The following is a 3,117-nucleotide window of genomic DNA, read 5'->3' as shown; positions in this document are numbered from 1 at the left end:
AATTGAAGATTGGGAAATATCCTAGCACTTTTTTTCCCCTTCAAAGGGGAGGCTTTAAACCACAATTATTTAATTAACAATTAATAATTAATAATTCGGTAAGAGCCAGGGCAAAACTACAAACAAAAACTTTATTGTAAGTAATTATCCGAACATGATATTAATTCTGGTTATTAACGTAAACATTCAACTATTAGCAGTCAGCAATCAGCTTTTTTGTTATTAAGGCATTAAATACATTTACTATGGATAGTTAAGGTTTTCATATATGCTTTAAACTTTACTTAAGCAAGGATTTCAGTGTTTCAATATTGCCATCTAACTTCCTATATATCTGAAGCTAATGGCTAATACCTGACGGCTGAATGCTTACTTATTAACTACTTGCTTCTAGGTAAAATGGATAAACAAAACTACGACTTTCAAAACTATTTTTAGGTTGATAGATAATTTCTAATTCTACCATTCCTCTAATCGGATCTGGGTTCGTTCGGACTTCTTTAAGGATAATACGCGGTTCCCACATTTCTAAAGCTTCTTCGACATAGAGACGCAGAAGTAAAAGGGTTTCACGGTTCAGCGGTGCAAATACCAATTCTGAGAGGCGAGAACCAAAATCAGGACGGTAAACTCGTTCTCCAATATCGGTAGTGAGGATAATCCAAATAGACTCTTCAATATTGCGAGTGGATGAACTGAGCAATACTCCTCCAGTAACACTGGTTTGACCCGGAAAGGCGATGCCCGATCCGATATAATCTTGAGGTTGATTGTTATTTACAAGGGGCATTTTGGTCTTTAATTATCATTAATTGAATTACCAATGCTTACTATATTAAGCTATATCTAGAGTCAGCAAAAGTCTTTTTATTAACTCAAGCTAAAAATTTGGGAAGTGGCCATGAATCCAATTGACAAATCGCAGCACTTTCACGCAATTTATAAGCAAACTGAGGAACTAACTGAACTGGGTGATAGTCGTTTGTCCCAAGAGACAGTTGAGTCGATTTTATCAGTTGCTCAAGTAATGACAAAAATTGGGCAAAACTGCAATGGTTTCCAAGTAGAAATTCAACAACAGTTAGAACCTCGTGCTACAGCNGGGAAGTGGCCATGAATCCAATTGACAAATCGCAGCACTTTCACGCAATTTATAAGCAAACTGAGGAACTAACTGAACTGGGTGATAGTCGTTTGTCCCAAGAGACAGTTGAGTCGATTTTATCAGTTGCTCAAGTAATGACAAAAATTGGGCAAAACTGCAATGGTTTCCAAGTAGAAATTCAACAACAGTTAGAACCTCGTGCTACAGCCGTTAATCAAATTGAAACATTAAAGAAAGTTCAAGAACAATTAAGCCGAATTATTGAAGTTACTCAAGGCAGTGCTAGACCATCAAAAACGATTCAAGATTTAATTTTATCCTTGGATAAATGGCGAGAAAATTTTATAGCTATGCTGCAGAAAATAGAAATAGCCGAACAAGAAGTGCGAGTTAAACAAAAAAGATTAAATCTTGATTTAGAGTTAAAGGATATGCAAAATAAAGTTCTTAATAGCTCCTATAATAACACTCAAAAACTAGAATTATTAAAAGAGTTATTAAACTTTGAACAAAAATTACAATCTTTCCCAAATTCATTTCAGGGAGCTGTAAATTGGAAAGATTTAGAACAAGAGATCGACCAATTAACAGAACAAGTACAGGCTGTAAAAATTGAATTATAGCGCTAGGGAATAGGGAATAGGGAATAGTAAACTGTCAAAGGGTTTTCCGACGGAATGCTGCGCAAACAGGATTTAGAAATGTCAAGAGCCTTAATAAGTAGCGCTATATAATAAATATATTTTCTGAAAAATTGGGAATTATCGCCCTAGAAATAACTTGGTAGTTTAGTAAAAAGTTTTCTTTCACAATCTTAAGTTATTCGTTAATTAAAGCCTGATTTAGCTTCTGACAATGCACATCGTTAGGTAATTTATCCAAAGTTCAATAACCCAACGAAACTTTAGAATAAAAATTATAAATTTCCAACTGATTAATGAAACAGAATCTTGATAAAATTTGGCAAATAATTGCTCTAATTATAATAATTCCGTGGCTGGTATTGGGTTTAGCAATACCCGTCTCCTCCCAACTTCCTAAAGTAGTAAAGAAATTACAGCAAAAAAGAGAATGTCGTGGTTGTAATTTGAAAGACACAGATCTTCGGGGTTTATTTCTTCAGAATGTAGATTTAAGGAAAGCAAAACTCAGAGGAGCAAATCTTAGAGGGGCAAATTTGATGAATGCTGACCTCCGAAAAGCTGATTTACGAGATGTCGATCTGCGAGATACAAATCTACAAAATGCTGACTTACGCCAAGCAAAATTAGCAGGAGCTAACCTCATAAATACTCAATTAGATGAAGAATTAGTCGATCCAAAATGGTATCTAGTTTGGCAAATTGTCAATCATTCAAAAGCTTGGACACAGGACTTAAGCGGTCAAAATTTAGCAGGTGCTAATTTAGAGAATGTTAACTTCAGCAAAACTCAACTGGTAAAAACCAATTTAGAAGGTGCAAATCTTAAGGGAGCCAAACTAGATAATGCAAATTTGACCTATGCTAAACTGCGACGAGCCAATTTATTTGTTGCGAATTTAAGTCATGCAGAATTGAGTTATGCCGATTTAGGATATACTGACCTTAGTTATGCAAATTTAAGCCATGCGAATTTAAGTTATGTAGATTTGAGTNAAAACTCAACTGGTAAAAACCAATTTAGAAGGTGCAAATCTTAAGGGAGCCAAACTAGATAATGCAAATTTGACCTATGCTAAACTGCGACGAGCCAATTTATTTGTTGCGAATTTAAGTCATGCAGAATTGAGTTATGCCGATTTAGGATATACTGACCTTAGTTATGCAAATTTAAGCCATGCGAATTTAAGTTATGTAGATTTGAGTCATGCAAATGTTAACTATGCCAACTTCAGTCATGCAAACTTAAAAGGAATTAACTTAAATAAAGTTGTTATAGAGAATGTTAATTTTACAGATGTTAAGGGACTTCCTAGAATTTACAATAGACATCTCCAGAAACGAGGGATTAGGGAGTAGGGAGCATGGGGA

At 34.8% G+C, this 3,117-nt stretch carries 2 protein-coding genes and 1 pseudogene; 2 read left to right on the top strand and 1 reads right to left on the bottom strand.

The genetic code is table 11. The features are described 5' to 3' along the window. Positions 1 to 376 precede the first annotated feature (376 nt). Positions 377 to 790 (bottom strand): GPW/gp25 family protein, encoded by a 414-nt coding sequence (locus AFK68_RS04375; protein WP_094671747.1) that lies wholly within the window; start codon positions 788 to 790, stop codon positions 377 to 379. 1,252 nt (positions 791 to 2,042) lie between these two features. Here AFK68_RS04375 and AFK68_RS44175 point away from each other — a divergent pair. Together AFK68_RS44175 and AFK68_RS04355 are read left to right on the top strand one after the other, a co-directional pair. Continuing rightward, positions 2,043 to 2,741, top strand: a pseudogene (locus AFK68_RS44175) (pentapeptide repeat-containing protein); the annotation flags it as partial. Between the two features lies 1 nt (position 2,742). Beyond that, a partial coding sequence (locus AFK68_RS04355) for a pentapeptide repeat-containing protein (protein ID WP_210407221.1) occupies positions 2,743 to 3,105 on the top strand: 363 nt, incomplete at its 5' end. Between the last annotated feature and the right edge of the window lie 12 nt (positions 3,106 to 3,117).

It is taken from the genome of Hydrocoleum sp. CS-953, assembly GCF_002260545.1.
Lineage (GTDB): Bacteria > Cyanobacteriota > Cyanobacteriia > Cyanobacteriales > Microcoleaceae > Trichodesmium.
The sequence above is the reverse complement of the archived record's forward strand: the minus strand, read 5'-3'. Positions and strand labels throughout refer to the sequence as shown.